Genomic DNA, 16,069 nt, shown 5'->3' on the forward strand with positions numbered 1-16,069 from the left:
GCAGAGGGGGGTGCCACACGGCAAGCCCTTTGCTGAAAGCCTTCAAGCTCTCAAAACAGCGGCAGCCGGTCGTCCTGGATCAAGATCTCGAGCTTGTCCGAAACATCCTGCGTCCAGGCCCGGAATCTTGTCAAAGCCGACGGGAAGAGGCCGGGCAGGGTGAAGAGCGCCGCCGAAATCGCCGGACCGGTGCGGGGGACATCGGCAATCAGCGCGGCGATTTCCTGAGCGCGGGGATCGCGCAACTCATAGCGTTCGCCATTGCCGCGCTCGCCCATCGCATAACGCATCCATGCCGCGACGGCGATCGCATAGGTCTCCGCCCTGTCGCCATGGGCCAGCGCCTCGCAAGCCGGCTCCAGCAGGCGCTGCGGCAGTTTTTGCGTGCCGTCCATGGCGATCTGGTAGGTGCGATGCGCGATCGCCTTGTTTGCAAAGCGTGCTATCAATTCCTTGGCGTAATCGTCGAGATTGATGCCCGGCACGGCGTCGAGCGTTCTCGCGGCCGCGTGCATGTGGCGGTAGGCCAGGGCGGCGAGGCCCGCATCATCCATCACGTCGCGAATGAATTCATAGCCGCCGATATAGCCGAGATAGGCAAGCAACGAATGCGCGCCGTTCAGCATCCTAAGCTTCATTTTTTCGTAGGCCGAAACTTCCTCGACCATCAGCGCGCCGCGCACCTTTTCCCAGGCCGGCCGACCATTAGCGAAATGGTCTTCGATGACCCATTGCGTAAAGGGCTCGGTCTCGATCGCCGCCATATCGGTGCGGCCCGTCAGGCGTTCGGCATCGGCATACGTCGCTTCGGTGCTGGCGGGCGTGATGCGGTCGACCATCGTCGACGGGAAGGGGACATTCGCTTCGATCCAGCGATGCAGGTCGGGATCGATGCGTGAGGTGAATTCCAGCACGAGTCGCCTCAGCACCGCTCCATTGCTCGGCAGGTTGTCGCAGCTGAGCGGCGTGAAGGGCGCTACACCCTTCTGCCGGCGGCGTGCGAGGCCTTCGACGAGATAACCGATGACGCCGCGCGGCGCATGCCGGTTGGCGAGGTCGGCGACGATGTCGGGATGTTTGAGGTCGAGGCCGCCGGTTGCGGGATCGAAACCATAGGCTTTTTCCGTGACCGTCATGCTGACGATGCGGATGGCGGGATCCTCGAGCCGTGCCAGCAGTCCGGCCGGATCGCGCGGCGCAACATGCGCCTTCAGGATCGAGCCGATCACTTCGGCCGTGGTGCCTGACGTGTCGCGGATCAGCATCGTATAGAGGCCGTTCTGGGCGGAGAGATTGTCCGCGACGTCGGGCGTGCGCAGGCTCGCCACCTCGATGCCCCAGTCGCCGCCTGCGGCCGCAAGCGCAGCATCCGTGAAGGGTGCGAAATGGGCGCGGAAGAAGGCGCCCGGGCCGAGATGCAGGATGCCGGCCTTCAGCGCATTCCTGTCATAGGCGGGAAGCTTCGCCGTCGGCGCAAGGCCGGTCACGTTCTGCAGTCTATCGCTCACAGCTTATAGGCCTTCTTTGCATTGTCATAGGAGAGTTCGCGCGCGACAATCTCGGCTTCCTTCCTGGAAATCCGGTGCTCGGCGGCGAGCCCAGCGAGGAAGCGGCAGACTTCGCGCCGCCAGACGTCATGGCGGGCCGGGATCGACAGCAGCGCGCGCGTGTCGTCGTTGAAACCAGCCATATTGGCGAAACCGGCAGTCTCGACCACCTGGTCGAGATAGCGGCGAATCCCGAGCGGGCTGTCATGGAACCACCAGGGCGGGCCCACCATCAGGCAGGGCCAATGGCCCGCCATCGGCGCCAGCTCCCGCGCATAGGTCGTCTCGTCGAGCGTGAACAGCAAGATGCGCAGGCCCGGCGCATGGCCATATTTGGAAAGCAGCGCATTGAGGCCGCCGACCCAGTCTGTGCGCGTCGGGATATCGGCGCCCATATTGGGGCCGCGGGTGGCAAAGAGCCCGCTGTCGGTATTGCGTCTCGAGCCCGCATGGATCTGCATTACCATGCCGTCCTCGGCCGAAAGACCGGCCATTTCGGTCATCATCTGGCCGCGGAAGAGCTCGGCGTCAACAGCCGAAAGCGGGGCCTTTAACGCCTTGTCGAGCAGCGCCTGCTTTTCGGCAAGCGGCAGATCGGCGGTGAAAGCCGTGGGCACGCCGTGATCGGTCGCCGTTGCGCCGAACTGGCGGAAATAGGCGCGCCGACGCCGATGCGCCTCGATCAGGCCGTCCCAGCGCGTCACATCGGCGCCGGTGATCTCTCCGAATTTGACGAGATTGTCGCGGAAGCCGACGGCATCGGGATCGGTGACGCTGTCCGGCCGGTAAGTGGTCCGGACCTTGCCGATCCAGCCCTCCGCCGCCATTTTCTGGTGATGGACAAGCGGGTCGAGCGCGCCTTCCGTCGTCGCGATCGTTTCGATGCCGAATCGCTGATGCAGCGCCCGCGGGCGGAATTCGGGACGGGCGAGCTGGGCATTGATGTGATCGTAGAGCGCGTCGGCATTATCAGCCGTCAGCGGCTCGGTGCAGCCGAGCACGACTGACATCGCGTGGTCCACCCAGAGGCTCGAGGGCGTTCCGCGGAAGAGATGGTAATGTTTGGCAAAGGTCCGCCAGATGGCACGGCCCTCGGCCACTGGCTTGCCGTCGAGCCTGGGAACGCCGAGTTGGTCCAGGGTGACGCCGACGCTGTGCAGCATGCGGAAGAGATAATGATCGGGAATGACCAGCAGCGAAGCCGCATCTTCGAAGGGCTTGTCGTCGGCGAACCAGGATGGCTCGGTGTGCCCGTGCGGGCTGACGATCGGAAGATTGCGCACTGTCTCGTAGAGGTCCCGCGCGATGGTCCGTGTCGCCGGGTCGGCCGGAAAGAGCCGGTCCGGATGAAGAAAGCCGTTGCCTGCGTCCATCAGTATTCCTCCCTGACGGATAGGGCACTACCCCACAACATCAGGCACGGCAAGGTCTTTTAGTAACCAAACGGTTCAGTTTTGCGCATGGCCGCGCCGGCGGTCGAAAACATTGACGTGGCGGCCTATTTCCGCTTTGGAAAACTCATCTATTCTGCCGGTGTCGGCAAAGGAGGATCGATGTCCGACGAGACCAACCGCATCACCCGGCTGGAGGAAATGCTGGCCTATCAGGCAAAGACGATCGAGGAGCTTTCCGATCAACTCGCCGAACAATGGAAAATCGTGGAGCAGATGCGCACCAAGCTGGACCGGCTGACGGAACGCTTCCTGTCGCTGGAGGAGCAGTCGCTGGACGCGCCCCCGATCACCCGCCCGCCGCATTATTAACGAGGCGCGGAGGAAGACCGCTTGCCTGCTACGTTCATCAAGAAGCTCAAGTCTTCCAAGGTATTCCGAAGCCATAATCTCCGGACACTTAGAGCAGTCACGAAAGCGCTGCGCCGAGCCTCGCAGTGGCAGGGTTGCAGCTACGCCTGAAGCCTACTTTTAGGAAAATCAGGTTACGCGCTCTTGGGCGCATTGGCGAGAAAAACACCGACGAGCTCGCGTTTTCGCACGTCAAATGCGTCGATTTTCTCTTTGACCGAAACGATATCAATTTGCGAATTCGCAATCTGCTCCGCCACTAGATCCAGTAACTTATATTGGTCGGCAATGAGCGGGTTAATGATGTCATCCTTCAGACCCGCCAACTCAAACGCCCCTTCGTCATCATAACCGACCATTTGATGGACCATCGTATTCGTTTTTAGATCGAGTCCCAGGATTTCCCTGTAATATTCACTGTGCAGTCGTAGCTCTAGTTTTTTGGCACTGTTGAAAGCATGGATTTTCGCTGCTAGCTCTTCCAAACACGCTACGCTGAGCAACGCGATTATGTACCGTTGCGACAAAAGCCCATTCCAATGTTCTTTTGGAATGGCGGCGAAAGGTTCCACCTCGGAAACTAGGTGTCCCCATACCGGCGCTTCAACGTCTTTGGCGGACGCCCAAATATCGCACCATCCTTGTTCAGCTAAGAACAGCTCTAAGAGCCTTGCCCGTTGACCTTGCCACGTCTTCTGGGCAGCGATTTCGTCCAATTGCATCGAAAAAGTTTTGCGCCAGTAATCCCACAGTGAGAGGCCTGACTTTCCTACAAGGCCCGCAGCGGCTTCATACATTCCTTTTGGTAAAGGCGGCTTCATCATGTTTTGCCTGGTCAGCCGGTGCAGGTCCGCCGATGTGAGCGGACGCTTAAGTAAACGCTTTAAAATCGTCATGGCGCATCCACGGGTAGAGCTACTTCCGATAGCCTTGGATCACGCGCGAAAAAATGTCCATGTCGGCTAGCTGTTTTCCCATAATAAACTGAGAAGGGAGATCACGCTTGGAGCAACTGTCGTCAGCCCGTGGCAACCGCAGGCGGCACTTTGAGAACGTGAAACACTGCCGGATACGCACTATTGGCACCGGCGCCTTCGGCCAGGTCAATCCCGGTCCGCTTAGAGACGCGCCAGCAACAGAGCCTCTTCGACACAGAGAGGCTCAAGTACGCGGTCCGGGATACCCGGCCGGAGATCGACCGGCTTCCACACGAAAACCAGCATGCCGGCCGTGTTCCTCGCTACCGGCACCTACCCTGGTCAAGGATCGAGGCTGGCCGATCAGACGCCGCCAATGCAGAGATATTTCATCTCCAGATAATCGTCGGCGCCGTGGCGGGAGCCCTCGCGGCCGAGGCCGGATTGCTTGATGCCGCCGAAAGGCGCTGTCTCGGACGACATCAGGCCGGTATTGATGCCGATCATGCCATATTCCAGCGCCTCCGCCACGCGCCAGACCTTCTTAAGGTCGCCGGCATAGAAATAGGCGGCCAGGCCGAATTCCGTGTCGTTGGCCTGAGCAATGACGTCCTCGGCCGTCTCGAAGCGGAAGAGCGGCGCTACCGGCCCGAAGGTTTCCTCGCGCGCCACCGTCATACCGCGGGTCACGCCGGTCAGCACTGTCGGCGCAAAGAAGGTGCCGGTGCCGTCGAGGCGCTTGCCGCCGGTCAGAACATTGGCGCCCTTGGCAAGCGCGTCGCCGACATGGTCCTCCACCTTGGCGAGCCCCTGCTCGTCGATCAGCGGCCCGATCTCGACACCCGGCTTGAACCCGTCGCCAACCGACATTGCGGCGACTTTGGCGGCGAGCTTGGCGGCAAAGGCGTCATAGACGTTTGATTGGATATAGAGGCGGTTGGCGCAAACGCAGGTCTGCCCTGCATTGCGATATTTGGAGGCGATCGCGCCCTCCACTGCGGCGTCGAGATCAGCATCATCAAAGACGATGAACGGCGCATTGCCGCCGAGCTCCAGGCTCACCTTCTTGATCTGGTCGGCACATTGTCGCATCAGGATACGGCCGACCTCGGTCGAACCGGTGAAGCTGATTTTGCGCACTTTTTCGTTGCCGCAGAGCTCGCGGCCGATCGCCGGGCCATCGAGCCCGACAATGAGATTGAAGACGCCGGCGGGAATGCCGGCCTGTTCGGCGAGCACGGCAAGGGCAATCGCCGTCAGCGGCGTCTGCTCGGCCGGCTTCGACACGACAGTGCAGCCGACGGCAAGCGCCGGCGCGATCTTGCGGGCAATCATCGCCGCCGGGAAATTCCACGGCGTGATCGTGCCGACGACGCCGACCGGCTGCTTGATGACGATCATGCGTTTATCGTTGGAAGGCGCCGGGATCGTCTCCCCGTAAATGCGCTTGGCCTCTTCCGCATACCATTCGATATAGGCGGCGGCATAAAGGATCTCGCCGCGTGCTTCCGGGAAGGGCTTGCCCATTTCGGCCGTCAGGATCGCCGCGAGTTCGTCGGCATTGGCGACGATCAGGTCGAACCATTTGCGCAGGATGACGCTGCGCTCCTTGGCCGGGCGGGCAGCCCAGGCCGGCTGGGCGGCATGGGCCGCATCGATCGCCGTTCGCGTTTCGGCTGCGCCCATATCGGGCAGGGAGGCGAGCAGCTCGCCGGTTGCCGGGTTGAGCACGTCGAAAGTTCCAGCAGCATTGCCTGATGTCCAGACGCCGTTGATGTAGCCGGCGTCGCGAAGCAAGGGAGAAGAGAAAGGAACGTGCTTTGTCAGTGCGGTGGTGAAAGCCATGTCATATCCTCATTGGGAATTGAATGCGGTTCCGATGCGGTCACTTGCCCGTGCTTGCTTCCAGCATTGACGTCTCGAGAATGTCGAGCGCCTCGCCAAATACCTCGTCCTGAATGGTGATCGGCGCGAGGAAGCGGATGACGTTGCCATGGACGCCGCAGGTGAGCAGGATCAGCCCCTTGTCGAGCGCTGTCAGCCGCACCTTGTTGGCGAAGTCAGCACTCGGCAATCCCGTCGTCCGGTCATTGAATTCGACGGCGTTCATGAAGCCGGGTCCGCGAATATCGGCAATCTCCGGCACCTTCTCGCGCAAGGATTCAAGCCGCTGCTTCAGCCGTCCGCCGAGCTGGTTGGCGCGACTGCAGAGGTCTTCGTCCGCGATGACGTCGAGGACGGCATGGGCAGCTGCGATGCCGAGCGGGTTGCCGCCGTATGTGCCGCCGAGCCCGCCCGGTCCCGGCGCGTCCATGACTTCGGCGCGGCCGGTGACGGCAGCAAGTGGGAAGCCGCCGGCAAGGCTTTTCGCCATCGTCGTCAGGTCGGCGGCCACCTCGTGATGATCCATCGCGAACATTCTGCCGGTGCGGGCAAAACCGGTCTGCACCTCGTCAGCGATCAAGAGGATGCCATGCTGGTCGCAGAGTTCGCGCAGTGCTTTCATGAACGCTACGGGCGCCGGATAGAAGCCGCCTTCGCCCTGCACCGGCTCGAGGATAATGGCGGCGACGCGCTGCGGATCGACATCGGCGGCGAAGAGTTTCTTCAGCGCCGCAAGCGACTGATCGACGGAGACGCCATGCAGTTCGACGGGGAAGGGAACATGGAAGACATCGCCCGGCATTGCACCGAAGCCGACCTTGTAGGGCACGACCTTGCCGGTCAGCGCCATGCCCATGAAGGTGCGGCCGTGGAAGCCGCCGCCGAAGGCGATGACGGCCGAGCGGCCGGTGGCGGCGCGGGCGATCTTGACGGCGTTCTCGACCGCCTCGGCGCCAGTGGTGACGAAGATGGTTTTCTTCTCGAAATCGCCGGGCACCAGCGCGTTCAACCGTTCGGCGAGATGCACGTAGCTCTCGTAGGGCACCACCTGATGGCAGGTATGGGTGAAGCGGTCGAGTTGATCCTTGACCGCCGCAATGACCTTGGGATGGCGGTGACCGGTGTTGAGCACGGCGATGCCGGCGGCGAAATCGATATAGCGGCGGCCCTCCTTGTCCCAGATTTCGGCATTCTCTGCGCGGTCCGCATAGATCTGGGTGGTCATGCCGACACCGCGCGAAATCGCGGCGTTCTTCCGGTCGGTAAGGCTTGTCGCGGTCATCGATCTGTTCCCATGTTGAAGATTCTGGAATTATCTTACATAATTTCTGTAAGATGCTCTGGAAATTCCTACATTTTTTCTGCAAGAAAACAAGCGGCATTTTTTGCTTCAAACATCACGCGATTTGATGAATGCTCGCGCAACGAAAATCGGGGTATTGGCTGATGAGTGACAACGGGCCTGTGCGCTACAAGGTGGCGGAGGCCGCGCGGCTGGCGGGCGTCTCCGCCTCGACGCTGCGCCTCTGGGAAAGCCAGGGTCTGGTCGTTCCCGGCCGCTCCGAAACCGGCCATCGGCAATATAGCGCCGACGACGTGGCGCGGCTGAAGCGCATCTCCTGGTACCGGGTCGAGCGCGGTCTCAATCCGGCAGCAATCCGAGAGGCGCTGGAGGGCGAGGAACCTTCCGCCGACGGCGTCGAAACCGGCCAGGGTTCCGGCCTCGGCCGGAAACTGCGGAGCCTCCGCCACGCCGCCGGCAAGACCCTCGATCAGGTGGCGAGCGATATCGGCATCACCGCTTCGACGCTCTCGACGCTGGAGCGCACCTCGCAGGGCGTCGGATTCAAGACGCTGCACGACCTCGCCGAATATTACGCCACCACCGTCTCCCGCCTCTCCGGCGAGGAAAGCGAGGAGGTGCCGGCAGTGATACGCGCCGGCGAGTGGCGCACCTGGCCGGAAACGACCCCCGGGGTTATGGTGCAGCTGCTTGCCGAAGGCAGCCGAATGATGGATTGCCATCGTTTCGTGCTGGCGCCAGGCGCCGCCAGCGAGGGTGCCTATCGCCACGAAGGCGAGGAATTCATGCATGTCCTGTCCGGCCGGTTGGAACTGGTGCTCGACAGCGACCAGTTCTTCGATCTCGGTCCGGGCGATTCACTGTATTTCGAAAGCTGCCGCTACCATTCCTGGCGCAACCGCCACGATGGCGAAACCGTGCTTTTATGGATCAACACGCCGCCGACATTCTGAACCAGCCGCAACAGGAAGCAGTTTCGCAATGCGTGCCTTTGCGCTATAGCGCCAGTGGAGAGAATCCGAACGAAAGACAGTCTCATGGCCGCCACCATCCGTTATCACGAAGGCGATATTTCCGCGGCCGACGCGGCCCGCTACACCGGCGCGATCGCGATCGATACCGAGACGCTGGGCCTGGTGCCGCGGCGGGATCGTCTCTGCGTCGTCCAGCTTTCTCCGGGTGACGGCACCGCCGACATCATCCGCATCGCCGCCGGCCAGAAAGAGGCCCCCAATCTGGTCGCTCTTCTCGAAGATCCCACGCACCAGAAGATCTTTCATTATGGCCGCTTCGATATCGCCGTGCTCTTCCATACCTTCGGCGTCACGACGAACCCGGTTTTCTGCACCAAGATTGCCTCGCGCCTCTGCCGGACCTACACCGATCGCCACGGCCTCAAGGACAATCTCAAGGAGATGCTCGATGTCGATGTCTCCAAGGCGCAGCAATCGTCCGATTGGGCGGCCGAGACGCTGTCGCCGGCTCAGCTCGAATATGCCGCTTCCGACGTGCTTTACTTGCACGCGCTTCGCGACAAGCTGACGGCACGCCTGATCCGCGACGGCCGGTTCGATCATGCCACGGCCTGCTTCGCATTCCTGCCGACCCGCGCCAAGCTCGACCTGCTCGGCTGGGAAGAGGCCGATATCTTCGCTCACAGCTGAACGAATTGCCGTCAATCTTCACTGTCTGCAGTCGCGGATGAACTGATCCGCCGGCGTTAGCGATTCGTTAATCTCTGTTTCTTAATATTCGATTTAATTTTTAGGCATTCGATGGCGCCGTTTGCGTCATGCGGACAGGAGGATCTGCTCGGGATGCAAGGGACCGGATGAGCGCGGTCCTTTCATAGAGCCTGCTTTCATCGTCACTTTACGAAAGGGCATGCCATGTTGACCCCCGTTCGTGCAGCGTCCAATGCAAGCTTTTCATCTCAGGGCCAGACTGCGGCGATCGTGGCCGGCGGTCTTGACCGTTCGGTGATTGTCCCCGCGCCGGTCAACCCGGTCGAAGCCGCCGACCTGAATTCCGCCATTGCCGGCAAGCTCAATATCCTGCTCCTTGCGGCACGCGAGCGCATGGTCGAAGCCCTTTTCGATGTCATCGATGCGGCCGGCCGTTCCATTTCCCTCGATCGCCGTGAAGACGAGACAAATCTGGCCTTCGCCTCTCGGCTTGCCGACGCCATTCAGCGGCTGCCGGCCGCCAGAATCGATGAGGTCGAACGCCAGCTCACTGAGCAAGGTCACAACCTGCCGCTCCGGATGATCGCCGAAGCCCTGAAGAACCCGGCGGGGCCTGAGGCGGCGCGTGTCATCGCCTATCTGGAAATAGTGCGTTACAAGGATCGCGATCTCGCCGCCCGCGCCGTCGTCCGCTCCTATGGCCAGAACGACGCGTCGCCGATGCGTGCCGAGGCCCGGCCCGAGATCCAGCTGCATGAAGACAGCCTGCCCGCCACGATCCGCCAGCCGGCGGAAAAGCGAACTGAACCAGCCGGCAAATTGATCGAGACCGCCCTGCTTCCGACAACCGAGGAGGCGGTCATCGCCGCAGCCGTGGAAGCCGCTGACCCCGAAAATTCGCCGCCTGAAAACCGGATTAGCTCCGCTTCGGTGACAAAAGCAGAGGTTGCCCCGAAGGTCGAAGCTCGGCAATCGACGTCGGCAGAGCCGGATGCGGGTGACGACACGGCCGAGGTGACGGAGTCGCCGGTCATTCAGCCTCGCGCAACGTCGGAAAAAGCCGATCCAATCATTCCCCGGAACTGGACGGGAATCGTCGCCTCCATGACCGAAGAGGTCTCCGAGATGATCGTCACCATCATCCGTGAGCAGGACTTGGAAAACGTGCTGGAGGACGGTGCTGTCGAGGCGGCGGTGGAGGTCGATGTCATTCTCGACGAGGCCGTCATCAGCGAAGCGAAGGAGACCTTGACGAGACAGCCGGCTGATCTCGCCGCCGCCGATGCTCGACAGTCCGCAGCGCCCCACCCGTCGCAGATGGAAACCCGGGCCACGGCTGTGGCCGCTCGCCAGCCGAAAGAAATTGCCGCACAGCCGCAACCGATGCCGCTTCCCGAGATGGCCGAGGCTTCTTATGCGCCGCTTGCGGCGAGGGTGCCGGAGGGCTTTGCCTATGCCCAGCTTCCTTATCAATTCGCCAAGGATACGCCGTCGAACGAAAAGGCCGATGAAACGAGCCACCAGCATCACCATCAACAGGACGGTGCGCCGCAGGACGAGCAGCAGGCGCAATCCGGCGGCGAGGATGCCGAGCCCGATACTGAATTGGCGGAGGCGGCACCCGAGCGCAGGACGCCGAAGATGATCGACACCGAGCCGTCGGCGTATCGGCCGGACACGGCAGCCGATCCGGTCTACGCGCTCTATCAGCGCATGGTCGGCTGGGAATAGCGGTTTTCATCACCTGAAAATGAAGAACCCGCCGGATCGCTCCGACGGGTTCTTCAGTTCAAAGAGGAAGCGAGGCTTATTCGCCGCCGCGGTTCTTCAGAGCCGCGCCGAGAATGTCGCCGAGCGAAGCGCCCGAGTCGGACGAACCGAACTGAGCGACGGCTTCCTTCTCTTCCGCAATCTCCAGAGCCTTGATGGACAGCATGATCTTGCGGTCCTTCTTGGAGAAGTTGGTGACGCGGGCGTCGACGACCTGGCCGACCGAGAAGCGCTCAGGACGCTGCTCGTCGCGGTCGCGGGCGAGATCGGCGCGACGGATGAAGGAAGTGATGTCCTCGTGGTTGACGAGCTTCACTTCGATACCGCCATCGTTGATCGCGATGACTTCGCAGGAAACAACGGCGTTCTTGCGCAGGTCGCCCGATGCAGCGGCTTCGCCGACAGCATCCTTGCCGAGCTGCTTGATGCCGAGCGAGATGCGTTCCTTCTCGACATCGACGTCGAGAACGACGGCCTTGACGACGTCACCCTTGTTGTACTCTTCGATGACCTGTTCGCCCGGACGGTTCCAGTCGAGGTCGGAGAGGTGCACCATGCCGTCGACATCGCCGTCGAGACCGATGAACAGGCCGAATTCGGTCTTGTTCTTGACTTCGCCTTCGACTTCAGTGCCGGCCGGATGGCTGCGGGCGAATGCTGCCCACGGATTTTCCAGCGTCTGCTTGAGGCCGAGCGAAATACGGCGCTTGGACGGATCGACTTCGAGAACGACGACTTCGACTTCCTGGCTCGTGGACAGGATCTTGCCGGGGTGAACGTTCTTCTTGGTCCAGGACATTTCCGAGATGTGGATCAGGCCTTCGATGCCCGGCTCCAGCTCGACAAACGCACCGTAGTCGGTGATGTTGGTGACGGTACCGGAAATCTTCTTGCCTTCCGGATACTTGGCCTGGATGCCATCCCACGGATCGGACTCGAGCTGCTTCATGCCGAGCGAGATGCGGTGGGTTTCCTGGTTGATGCGGATGATCTGAACCTTGACCTGCTGGCCGATGTTCAGGATTTCCGACGGATGGTTCACACGGCGCCATGCCATGTCGGTGACGTGCAGCAGGCCGTCGATGCCGCCGAGGTCGACGAACGCACCGTAATCGGTGATGTTCTTGACGACGCCGTCGACAACCTGGCCTTCTTCGAGGTTCTGAACGATTTCAGAACGCTGCTCGGCACGGGACTCTTCCAGAACCGTACGGCGCGAAACCACGATGTTGCCGCGGCGCTTGTCCATCTTGAGGATTTCGAAGGGCTGCGGGTTGTGCATCAGCGGGGTTACGTCGCGGATCGGACGGATGTCGACCTGCGAACGCGGCAGGAAGGCGATCGCACCGTCGAGGTCGACGGTGAAGCCGCCCTTGACCTGGTTGAAGATCACGCCTTCGACGCGCTCGCCGGCTTCGAACTTGGCTTCGAGCTTGATCCAGCTTTCTTCGCGGCGAGCCTTCTCGCGCGACAGAACGGCTTCACCAAGCGCGTTTTCGATGCGCTCGACATAGACTTCGACTTCGTCGCCGACCTTCAGCGAACCATCCTTGGCGCGTGCGCCGAATTCCTTGAGCGCGATGCGGCCTTCGACCTTGAGGCCGACGTCGACAACGGCGACATCCTTTTCGATGCCCGTGACGATGCCCTTGGTGACATAGCCTTCAGCCAGATCGTTCTTGGCAAAGGACTCTTCGAGAAGGGCCGCGAAATCCTCGCGAGAGGGAGTTGCTACTGACATAAAATCTCCTGCGTGGCCTTCGATAGCTTCAAGGCTCACGTATGCGCCGGTTGGTTTGCGTTGAACGGGCCTGAACCCAGTCCGCCTTCTTTCACGAAGGCAATCCGGCGCTTGGACGGAATTTCAGGCTGCAGTAAAGCGATCCATGCTTCTGAGCACGCAAAATCGCTTGAATTTAGGCATTTCGATTCAAGACCGCATCGATGATCGATTGAGCAGCTTGAAACGCGGCTTCTATACTCATTTCCGACGTATCAAGCAAGTGCGCATCATCGGCTGGTTTCAAAGGGCTGTCGGCCCGTCCCATGTCGCGTTCGTCGCGCCGCTTGACGTCCTCGAATATCGCCTCGAAATCCGCCGTCGCCCCCTTGCCGAGGATCTCGTCGTAACGTCGTCTGGCGCGCACCTCCGGCGACGCCGTCACATAGAGCTTCACCGGCGCATCCGGGCAGACGACGGTGCCGATATCGCGTCCGTCGAGCACTGTCCCCGGCGCTTTCGTCGAAAACCGACGCTGCGCCTCGACCAAGGCCCGGCGCACCGCCGGCATCACGGCGATCTTCGAGGCGGCTTCGCCGATCTCGTGTCGGGAAAGTATATCGCGATCCAGCCCGGCAAGTTCAACCTCCCGCGCGATCTTTTCCGCCACCGCCTCGTCGTCGAGCGGCAAGCCGGCGTCGAGCAGCGCCTTGGCCGTGGCGCGGTAGGTGAGCCCCGTGTCGAGATGGTGAAAGCCGTATCGTTCAGCGATAAGACGCGAAAGCGTCCCCTTGCCGGCCGCCGCCGGGCCGTCGATGGCGATGGTGAAACTCTTGGTTGCCATGCGAATCAATCCTGCGATGATGGGCGAAGGGGCCCGTGTTGCCGAAATGCGGCCGGAAGATCTCGAAGTTGACGGCAGCCTGCGGCGCAGACCCGTGCATCGCGTAATCCCCTGTAACTGCAGCACATTTCTTCCGAAGCTTCGGTTTTGCCGGCTGCTGCCTTCGCGCGCTTCTTCTACTGCCGCGGCTCGTTACCACAAACGCCGTCAGCGGTCATCCGCCAGCCGGCGAAAACGGCCGCACGGAGATGATAAAGTTTGGCTTTGACATGGGAAGCCACAGCGATTAAGGGGACCGGCTTATAAATTCCGATGGAACGCCGGCTTGCACGGCATTTTGCCGAATCGCGGATTCGGCCATTCTCACGAGGCTTATAGTGGCGAAAGCGGAACTTGGAACCAAGCGCACCGATCCGGAAACCGGCAAGAAGTTTTATGATCTGAACCGGGATCCGATCGTTTCCCCTTATACCGGCAAGTCCTATCCCCTGTCCTTTTTCGAGGAAACCTCGGCGATCGCCGATGTTGCCGAAGAAGACGAGGTCGCGGAAGTCGATACCGAAAACACCGAAGTCGAACTGGTTTCGCTCGAGGATGCCGATGACGCCGCCGGCGGCGACGACATCCCCGATATGGGCGACGACGACGTCGAAATCGAAGGCGACGACGATGACGACACCTTCCTCACGCCCGACGAAGACGACGACGATGACGACATGAGCGACATCATCGGCGTCACCGGCGACGAAGACGAAGTCTGACGACTGCATTTCGGCCCGGCGAGGAAAAAATTCTCCGGGCCGAATTTTTTAGGCTTGCTATCTCCGAAAACCGGAAGTAATAAGCCGCCACTCCGCAGGGCACGCGCCTTCGGAGCATCCCAGGACCGGCCCTGAGCCGGACCATCTTGATGGGGCTATAGCTCAGCTGGGAGAGCGCTTGCATGGCATGCAAGAGGTCAGCGGTTCGATCCCGCTTAGCTCCACCAGCCTACGCTCTTCGAGCTTCGGCTCGGCAAGCCGGAAGGCTTGGCGGACGAAGACGAGAAGGAAGCGGAGGCTGCCGCGACGAAGTTGCGAAGCAACGTAGGCGGGCCGTGATTCCTTCATGAAATATGTCTACATTCTCCATAGCATCACCTTTCCGGATCGCTATTACGTTGGCGTGACGGGCGACCTTAAGTCGCGTCTGGCAAAACACAATGCTAGAGAGGTCTCGCACACTTCAAAATACGTCCCTTGGTCTCTGAAGACCTATCTCGCTTTCTCCGACGAAGCTCAGGCCTTTGCCTTTGAGAGATACTTGAAGTCGGCATCCGGCAGAGCATTCGCAAAGAAAAGACTTTAACCACCTCAGCCAACTCCGGCAGGCCGCTCCCACGGCCCGCCGGAACCTTCCGCCTCACATCTCCACGATCGCTGCCGTCACCCGTTTCACCACCGGCAGCACCAATAACAGCACCGGAAAGGCGATTGCCCAGGAGAGGGCCCAGGCGGATGGCCACATGGCAAGTGCAGCTGCGGTCAGGCCTTGTGCTCTGACGATGCTGATCGCCGAGACGACTGAGGTCATCAGCAGCGAGAGGATGAGCGGCGTGACGATCGTGTTGTAACGTTTGGGGAGTTTGCCTTTGGGCATTTTGATCTCCGTAAGATGCCGATCGAAACAATCGCGCAGCGCCGACCGGCGGGTTGCGCGTTGATTGACGTAAACGCTTACGGAGCTTCGGTCTGAAGCGACGCCGTTTTATGATCGAAAAATTCCTGCCGTACAAGCCCCGTCTCGGTGAAATCCTCTTTGCCAGTTCCTCAACGAAGAGGATTTAGAATCGCAGTGATTCGCCTTCAGGACCCTTCGACCAATGACCAGAGCACGACGCCGCCGTATCATTCGTACACGACGAACCCTGACCGGGCTCGGCCTCGTTGGTTCGATTTCGTTTCTGGCCGGCATGACCGACGCGACCGGCCTGCTGCTGACCGGCGATTTCGTCTCCTTCATGACGGGCAATACGACGCGGGCCGCACTCGCCCTGAGCCAGGGCAATCTTTATCATGCGGCGGTGCTGATCTCCGCCATTCTCGTTTTCGTGCTCGGCAATGCGGCCGGCATCGTCATCGCCCATGTCTCCGAGCGGCGCATCTTCGTCGTGCTCGGCTGCGTCGGCGCCGTTCTGGCGCTTGCTTCGATGACGACGGCTGAGAGCCTGATGCTCGCGCGGTTCTACATGATCGTTTGTTCCATGGGCATGGTGAACGCCGCCGTAGAACATATCGAAGGCCTGCCGATCGGCCTGACTTATGTGACGGGCGCGCTGTCGCGTTTCGGCCGCGGCATCGGCCGCTGGATCATCGGCGATCGCCGTGTCGAATGGACCATCCAGCTCGTGCCCTGGGGCGGCATGATGCTCGGCGCGATCGCCGGTGCGGTCCTGACGCGGCTGACCGGTGCCCATGCCTTGTGGCTGGTCTCCATCTTTGCCATGGCGCTGGCGCTTGTCGCCAAGTTCATTCCCCGGCCGCTTCAGCGGCGCTTCAACCAGAAGCTCGCGCCGCACCACACGGGCGCCCTGCGCTAGAGATAAGACCCGTCGCATT

Annotated in this window: 15 protein-coding genes and 1 tRNA gene; 8 read left to right on the forward strand and 8 right to left on the reverse strand. The window is 61.1% G+C overall.

Features of this window, described 5'->3' with window-relative positions; all coding sequences use genetic code 11:
* Positions 1-50: 50 nt before the first annotated feature.
* Together GGD53_RS27085 and uxaC are read right to left on the reverse strand one after the other, a co-directional pair.
* On the reverse strand, positions 51-1,508 hold the full coding sequence (locus tag GGD53_RS27085; protein WP_184459814.1) for a mannitol dehydrogenase family protein: 1,458 nt from the start codon (positions 1,506-1,508) through the stop codon (positions 51-53).
* Positions 1,505-2,920 carry a glucuronate isomerase gene (uxaC, locus tag GGD53_RS27090; protein ID WP_184459815.1) on the reverse strand — a complete coding sequence of 472 codons (1,416 nt, stop codon included), beginning with the start codon at positions 2,918-2,920 and terminating at the stop codon, positions 1,505-1,507. Before uxaC ends, GGD53_RS27085 begins: the two co-directional genes overlap by 4 nt.
* Before the next feature lie 180 nt (positions 2,921-3,100).
* Here uxaC and GGD53_RS27095 point away from each other — a divergent pair, with 180 nt between their 5' ends.
* Entirely contained in the window at positions 3,101-3,310 is a 210-nt protein-coding gene (locus tag GGD53_RS27095) for a SlyX family protein (protein WP_183706140.1), read from the forward strand.
* A 173-nt stretch (positions 3,311-3,483) separates the two neighbouring features.
* Here GGD53_RS27095 and GGD53_RS27100 read toward each other — a convergent pair whose 3' ends face one another.
* The 3 genes from GGD53_RS27100 to GGD53_RS27110 all read right to left on the reverse strand — a co-directional run bounded on the left by GGD53_RS27100 (position 3,484) and on the right by GGD53_RS27110 (position 7,432).
* Positions 3,484-4,245 carry a hypothetical protein gene (locus tag GGD53_RS27100; protein ID WP_183706142.1) on the reverse strand — a complete coding sequence of 254 codons (762 nt, stop codon included), beginning with the start codon at positions 4,243-4,245 and terminating at the stop codon, positions 3,484-3,486.
* Positions 4,246-4,629: 384 nt separating this feature from the next.
* Positions 4,630-6,111 carry an NAD-dependent succinate-semialdehyde dehydrogenase gene (locus tag GGD53_RS27105; RefSeq protein ID WP_184459816.1) on the reverse strand — a complete coding sequence of 494 codons (1,482 nt, stop codon included), beginning with the start codon at positions 6,109-6,111 and terminating at the stop codon, positions 4,630-4,632.
* A gap of 40 nt (positions 6,112-6,151) precedes the next feature.
* On the reverse strand, positions 6,152-7,432 hold the full coding sequence (locus tag GGD53_RS27110) for a 4-aminobutyrate--2-oxoglutarate transaminase (protein ID WP_184459817.1): 1,281 nt from the start codon (positions 7,430-7,432) through the stop codon (positions 6,152-6,154).
* 164 nt (positions 7,433-7,596) lie between these two features.
* Between GGD53_RS27110 and GGD53_RS27115 the strand changes: the two genes are divergently transcribed.
* From GGD53_RS27115 to GGD53_RS27125, 3 genes are all read left to right on the forward strand, one after another.
* Positions 7,597-8,406: a MerR family transcriptional regulator gene (locus GGD53_RS27115; RefSeq protein ID WP_184459818.1), complete on the forward strand. Its 810-nt coding sequence runs from the start codon at positions 7,597-7,599 to the stop codon at positions 8,404-8,406.
* A gap of 84 nt (positions 8,407-8,490) precedes the next feature.
* Positions 8,491-9,117, forward strand: a complete 627-nt coding sequence (locus tag GGD53_RS27120; protein WP_064800202.1) for a ribonuclease D — start codon at positions 8,491-8,493, stop codon at positions 9,115-9,117.
* A gap of 225 nt (positions 9,118-9,342) precedes the next feature.
* Positions 9,343-10,869, forward strand: a complete 1,527-nt coding sequence (locus GGD53_RS27125; RefSeq protein WP_184459819.1) for a hypothetical protein — start codon at positions 9,343-9,345, stop codon at positions 10,867-10,869.
* Positions 10,870-10,945: 76 nt separating this feature from the next.
* On the opposite strand, the gene rpsA is transcribed toward GGD53_RS27125, so the two are convergent.
* Together rpsA and cmk are read right to left on the reverse strand one after the other, a co-directional pair.
* Positions 10,946-12,649: a 30S ribosomal protein S1 gene (gene rpsA, locus GGD53_RS27130; RefSeq protein ID WP_064800204.1), complete on the reverse strand. Its 1,704-nt coding sequence runs from the start codon at positions 12,647-12,649 to the stop codon at positions 10,946-10,948.
* A 175-nt stretch (positions 12,650-12,824) separates the two neighbouring features.
* Positions 12,825-13,472 (reverse strand): (d)CMP kinase, encoded by a 648-nt coding sequence (cmk, locus tag GGD53_RS27135; protein WP_184459820.1) that lies wholly within the window; start codon positions 13,470-13,472, stop codon positions 12,825-12,827.
* 377 nt (positions 13,473-13,849) lie between these two features.
* Between cmk and GGD53_RS27140 the strand changes: the two genes are divergently transcribed.
* From GGD53_RS27140 to GGD53_RS27150, 3 genes are all read left to right on the forward strand, one after another.
* A complete protein-coding gene (locus GGD53_RS27140) occupies positions 13,850-14,233 on the forward strand; it encodes a TIGR02300 family protein (RefSeq protein ID WP_038686030.1) in 384 nt (127 codons plus the stop codon).
* Positions 14,234-14,384: 151 nt separating this feature from the next.
* Positions 14,385-14,460, forward strand: a tRNA-Ala gene (locus GGD53_RS27145).
* 119 nt (positions 14,461-14,579) lie between these two features.
* Positions 14,580-14,819, forward strand: coding sequence for a GIY-YIG nuclease family protein (locus GGD53_RS27150; protein WP_184459821.1), 240 nt, complete (start codon positions 14,580-14,582; stop codon positions 14,817-14,819).
* Positions 14,820-14,873: 54 nt separating this feature from the next.
* On the opposite strand, the gene GGD53_RS27155 is transcribed toward GGD53_RS27150, so the two are convergent.
* Complete coding sequence (locus GGD53_RS27155; protein WP_184459822.1) at positions 14,874-15,110, reverse strand: DUF2798 domain-containing protein; 237 nt, start codon at positions 15,108-15,110, stop codon at positions 14,874-14,876.
* A 223-nt stretch (positions 15,111-15,333) separates the two neighbouring features.
* Between GGD53_RS27155 and GGD53_RS27160 the strand changes: the two genes are divergently transcribed.
* Positions 15,334-16,050: a YoaK family protein gene (locus GGD53_RS27160; protein WP_184459823.1), complete on the forward strand. Its 717-nt coding sequence runs from the start codon at positions 15,334-15,336 to the stop codon at positions 16,048-16,050.
* The last annotated feature ends 19 nt before the right edge of the window (positions 16,051-16,069 follow it).

Origin of the sequence: Rhizobium aethiopicum (assembly GCF_014197535.1) — a bacterium.
Classification (GTDB): domain Bacteria; phylum Pseudomonadota; class Alphaproteobacteria; order Rhizobiales; family Rhizobiaceae; genus Rhizobium; species Rhizobium aethiopicum_A.

Bases quoted from the DNA above. Each gene is read 5' to 3' on its own strand.
- GGD53_RS27155 (WP_184459822.1), bottom strand. From the start codon at position 15,110: ATGCCCAAAGGCAAACTCCCCAAACGTTACAACACGATCGTCACGCCG.
- cmk (WP_184459820.1), bottom strand. From the start codon at position 13,472: ATGGCAACCAAGAGTTTCACCATCGCCATCGACGGCCCGGCGGCGGCC.
- GGD53_RS27105 (WP_184459816.1), bottom strand. From the start codon at position 6,111: ATGGCTTTCACCACCGCACTGACAAAGCACGTTCCTTTCTCTTCTCCC.
- GGD53_RS27160 (WP_184459823.1), top strand. From the start codon at position 15,334: ATGACCAGAGCACGACGCCGCCGTATCATTCGTACACGACGAACCCTG.
- GGD53_RS27110 (WP_184459817.1), bottom strand. From the start codon at position 7,432: ATGACCGCGACAAGCCTTACCGACCGGAAGAACGCCGCGATTTCGCGC.
- GGD53_RS27120 (WP_064800202.1), top strand. From the start codon at position 8,491: ATGGCCGCCACCATCCGTTATCACGAAGGCGATATTTCCGCGGCCGAC.
- GGD53_RS27115 (WP_184459818.1), top strand. From the start codon at position 7,597: ATGAGTGACAACGGGCCTGTGCGCTACAAGGTGGCGGAGGCCGCGCGG.
- GGD53_RS27125 (WP_184459819.1), top strand. From the start codon at position 9,343: ATGTTGACCCCCGTTCGTGCAGCGTCCAATGCAAGCTTTTCATCTCAG.
- GGD53_RS27150 (WP_184459821.1), top strand. From the start codon at position 14,580: ATGAAATATGTCTACATTCTCCATAGCATCACCTTTCCGGATCGCTAT.
- GGD53_RS27095 (WP_183706140.1), top strand. From the start codon at position 3,101: ATGTCCGACGAGACCAACCGCATCACCCGGCTGGAGGAAATGCTGGCC.
- rpsA (WP_064800204.1), bottom strand. From the start codon at position 12,649: ATGTCAGTAGCAACTCCCTCTCGCGAGGATTTCGCGGCCCTTCTCGAA.
- GGD53_RS27100 (WP_183706142.1), bottom strand. From the start codon at position 4,245: ATGACGATTTTAAAGCGTTTACTTAAGCGTCCGCTCACATCGGCGGAC.
- uxaC (WP_184459815.1), bottom strand. From the start codon at position 2,920: ATGGACGCAGGCAACGGCTTTCTTCATCCGGACCGGCTCTTTCCGGCC.